This is a genomic window from Streptomyces flavofungini (assembly GCF_041028215.1).
Lineage (GTDB): Bacteria > Actinomycetota > Actinomycetes > Streptomycetales > Streptomycetaceae > Streptomyces > Streptomyces flavofungini_B.
In genome coordinates, this window is the sequence record NZ_JASKYR010000681.1 from 1 (window position 1) to 4242 (window position 4242).

Here is a 4242-nt window from a genome sequence, read left to right on the forward strand (position 1 = left end):
ACTTATAGAGGGCGGGTGGCCGGGGAAGGCGGAAGACGGCGGGATGAGGGTGGAGAGCAGACCGGACAGCGGGACGGAGAGCAGGAGGGAGAGCGGGCCGGAGAGCGGCCCGAGGGCGGGGTGGGGCCCGCCGCCGTTACAGCCGCGCCGTCCAGCAGGCACTATGGGCACAGAGCGGCAAGCGGCACGGCTCGGAGCACCGCGGCGCGGGGTCCGCAACGCGCGCGAAACCGAGGAGTGGGATGCTCGTGTGCCCGGTGTGTCCCGAGGCGCGTGAGCAGGCGGACTGACCAGCAAGGATGGGTGGAAGCGGAAGATGAACAAGCAGCAGGAATTCGTGCTCCGTACGCTGGAGGAGCGCGACATCCGGTTCGTACGCCTGTGGTTCACGGACGTCCTCGGCTTCCTCAAGTCGGTGGCCGTGGCCCCGGCCGAGCTGGAGCAGGCCTTCGACGAGGGCATCGGCTTCGACGGCTCGGCGATCGAGGGCTTCGCCCGGGTGTACGAGTCGGACATGATCGCCAAGCCGGACCCGTCGACGTTCCAGGTGCTGCCCTGGCGCGCGGAGGCCCCCGGCACGGCCCGTATGTTCTGCGACATCCTGATGCCGGACGGCTCCCCGTCCTTCGCGGACCCGCGTTATGTGCTCAAGCGCGCCCTGGCGAAGACCTCCGACCTCGGCTTCACCTTCTACACCCACCCCGAGATCGAGTTCTTCCTGCTCAAGGACAAGCCGCTGGACGGCTCGCGGCCCACACCCGCCGACAACTCCGGCTACTTCGACCACACCCCGCAGAACGTGGGCATGGACTTCCGCCGCCAGGCCATCACGATGCTGGAGTCCATGGGCATCTCCGTGGAGTTCAGCCACCACGAGGGCGCGCCCGGCCAGCAGGAGATCGACCTGCGGTACGCGGACGCGCTGTCCACGGCCGACAACATCATGACGTTCCGCCTGGTCATGAAGCAGGTGGCGCTGGAGCAGGGGGTCAATGCGACCTTCATGCCGAAGCCGTTCTCCGAGCACCCGGGCTCGGGCATGCACACCCACCTCTCCCTCTTCGAGGGCGACCGCAACGCCTTCTACGAGTCGGGCGCGGAGTACCAGCTCTCCAAGGTCGGCCGCTCCTTCATCGCGGGCCTGCTGCGGCACGCGGCGGAGATCTCGGCGGTCACCAACCAGTGGGTGAACTCCTACAAGCGCATCTGGGGCGGCTCCGAGCGCACGGCGGGCGCCGGGGGCGAGGCGCCCTCGTACATCTGCTGGGGCCACAACAACCGCTCGGCCCTGATCCGCGTGCCCATGTACAAGCCGGGCAAGACCGGCTCGGCCCGGGTCGAGGTCCGCTCGATCGACTCCGGCGCCAACCCCTATCTGACCTACGCGGTACTGCTCGCCGCCGGACTCAAGGGCATCGAGGAGGGGTACGAGCTGCCGCCGGGCGCCGACGACGACGTCTGGGCGCTCTCCGACGCCGAGCGCCGCGCGATGGGCATCGAGCCGCTGCCGCAGAACCTGGGCGAGGCGATCGCCCTCATGGAGAAGTCGGAACTGGTCGCGGAGACGCTCGGCGAGCACGTCTACGACTTCTTCCTGCGGAACAAGAAGCAGGAGTGGGAGGAGTACCGCTCCGAGGTGACGGCCTTCGAGCTCCGCAAGAACCTGCCGGTTCTGTAGCCGGTACCTCCCGAGCCGGAACCCCTCGCCCCGCGTGGCCGCGGACGCATCTGCCGGGTTGCCCGGCGGGTGCGTCCGCGGCGCGTCCGTGGTTGCTCGCGCGGTTCCCCGCGCCCCTGGCGGGGCGCTGCCCCTAACGGGCCACGATCGCGTCCCGCAGGGGTGTCTTCGCTCGTACCGTGTACTCCTGGATCGCCCAGCCGTTGCCGTCGGGGTCCTTGAAGTACATGAAGGTGCCGCCGTCCTGCGGGGCGTGCTGGACCGGCTCGGAGATGTCCAGGCCGCGTGCCGTCAGCTCGGCGTGGGCGGCCTTGGCGTCGGCCACGCAGAGCTGGAGGCCCTGGTAGGAACCGGCGGCCGGCTTCGGGCCGCCCATCGTGTCCCAGAGCGTGTCCGCCAGCGCGATGGAACAGCCCGAGCCCGGCGGGGTGAGCTGGACGATGCGCATGCCGGGCATGACCTCCGTGTCGATGTCGACGTGGAAGCCCAGCTTGTCGCGGTAGAACTCCATGGCCCGGTCGATGTCGCTCACCGGCAGCGGGATCACTTCGAGTGTGTATTCCATGGGGCGGAGTACAGCAGGGAGTTCGGGCGATGTCAGCGTCCGCCGTGCGCCAGGTTTCGACGTGTCGAAGCGGAAGCCCGCGCTCGGGCGATACGGCGGAACGGCGGAAGGGGGCGGTGAGGCCGTAGGCTCGACCCCGGAGTGATCGAACGGGAGGCTCGGCATGTCGCTGCCGCGGGAAGGCGAGGGCGCGAAGCGCCCGTTGCAGGGCGGGTGGCGGGAGACCGGTGGGCGCCGCAGCAGCACGTTCACGCGGCTGCTTCGGCACGGTTTCACCGACCCGTCCGCCGCGGAGCGGTTCCTCGACGCGCCCGGTCTGAGCGCCGTCCGCTCGGACCCGCTGCTCCTGGACGCCCTCGGTGCCACCGCCGACCCCGACCTCGCGCTCCTCGGGCTCGTACGCCTGGTGGAGGCGCAGGAGGACGAGCAGAGCAGGCGCGAGCTGCTCGACACCCTCGTCACCGCCAAGCCGCTGCGCGACCGGCTGCTCGGCGTGCTCGGCGCCTCCGAGGCCCTCGCCGACCATCTGGCGCGCCACACCCGCGACTGGCGTGCCCTCGCCACCTACGAGTCGGCCGACCTGCACCCGGGGGTGGCGGAGTTCGAGCGGGGCCTGGCCGACGCCACGGACCCGGTGTCGCTGCGGGTGGCCTACCGGCGCTGTCTGCTCGCCATAGCGGCCCGTGACGTCTGCGGCACCACCGATGTCGCCGAGGCGGCGGCGGAGCTGGCCGACCTCGCGACGGCGACCCTGCGCGCGGCGCTCGCGATGGCCCGTGCGGCGGCTCCCGAGGACGCCGCCCAGTGCAGGCTGGCGGTGATCGCGATGGGCAAGTGCGGGGGCCACGAGCTGAACTACGTCTCCGACGTGGACGTCATCTTCGTCGGCGAGGCGGTGGGCGACGCCGACGAGGACAAGGCGCTGCGGGCCGCGACGCGCCTGGCCTCGCACATGATGCGGATCTGCTCCGAGACCAACGTCGAGGGCACCATCTGGCCCGTCGACGCCAACCTCCGCCCCGAGGGCAGGAACGGCCCCCTGGTGCGCACCCTCAGCAGCCACCTGGCGTACTACCAGCGGTGGGCGAAGACGTGGGAGTTCCAGGCGCTGCTCAAGGCCCGCCCCGTCGCGGGCGACCTGGCGCTCGGCGAGGAGTACGTGACCACGCTCGCGCCGCTGGTCTGGCATGCCGCCGAGCGCGAGAACTTCGTGGCCGACGTGCAGAAGATGCGCCGCAGGGTCGTGGAGAACATCCCGGCGGGGGAGGTCGAGCGGGAGCTGAAGCTCGGTCCCGGCGGGCTCAGGGACGTCGAGTTCGCCGTGCAGATGCTCCAGTTGGTGCACGGCCGCGGTGACTCCTCGATCCGCAGCGGGTCGACGCTGGTGGCCCTCCAGGCGCTCGGCGCGGGCGGATACGTGGGGCGGGTGGACGCGGCGCAGCTCGACGACGCGTACCGCTTCCTGCGCTCGCTGGAACACCGCATCCAGCTCTACAAGCTGCGCCGGACCCACCTGGTGCCCGAGGACGACGCCGACCTGCGGCGCATCGGGCGTTCGCTCGGGATGCGCACGGAACCGATCACCGAGCTGAACCGCGCCTGGCGGCGGCACACCTCCGTCGTGCGCAGGCTGCACGAGAAGCTGTTCTACCGCCCGCTGCTCGACGCCGTCGCCCAGCTCGCCCCCGGCGAGACCAGGCTGAGCACGGAGGCGGCCCGCGAGCGCCTCGTCGCGCTCGGGTACGCGGACCCCAGCGGGGCCCTGCGCCACCTGGAGGCGCTCGCCTCCGGCGTCACCCGCAAGGCGGCCATCCAGCGGACGCTGCTGCCGGTGCTGCTCGGCTGGTTCGCGGACTCGGCCGACCCGGACGCGGGCCTGCTGAACTTCCGCAAGGTCTCCGACGCGCTCGGCAAGACCCCGTGGTATCTGCGGCTGCTCAGGGACGAGGGGGCCGCGGCGGAGAACCTGGCCCGGGTCCTCTCCGCCGGACGCCTCGCC

Annotated in this window: 3 protein-coding genes; 2 read left to right on the plus strand and 1 reads right to left on the minus strand. The window is 71.4% G+C overall.

Translation table 11 applies throughout. The features are described from left to right. The first annotated feature begins 316 nt into the window (after positions 1 to 316). Complete coding sequence (locus tag AB8Z36_RS32420) at positions 317 to 1678, plus strand: glutamine synthetase family protein (RefSeq protein ID WP_369216961.1); 1362 nt, start codon at positions 317 to 319, stop codon at positions 1676 to 1678. Between the two features lie 133 nt (positions 1679 to 1811). Here AB8Z36_RS32420 and AB8Z36_RS32425 read toward each other — a convergent pair whose 3' ends face one another. Beyond that, positions 1812 to 2243 carry a VOC family protein gene (locus AB8Z36_RS32425; protein WP_369216962.1) on the minus strand — a complete coding sequence of 144 codons (432 nt, stop codon included), beginning with the start codon at positions 2241 to 2243 and terminating at the stop codon, positions 1812 to 1814. A 163-nt stretch (positions 2244 to 2406) separates the two neighbouring features. Between AB8Z36_RS32425 and AB8Z36_RS32430 the strand changes: the two genes are divergently transcribed. Then, positions 2407 to 4242 (plus strand): bifunctional [glutamine synthetase] adenylyltransferase/[glutamine synthetase]-adenylyl-L-tyrosine phosphorylase (locus tag AB8Z36_RS32430; RefSeq protein ID WP_369216963.1); only part of this gene is annotated, 1836 nt, incomplete at its 3' end.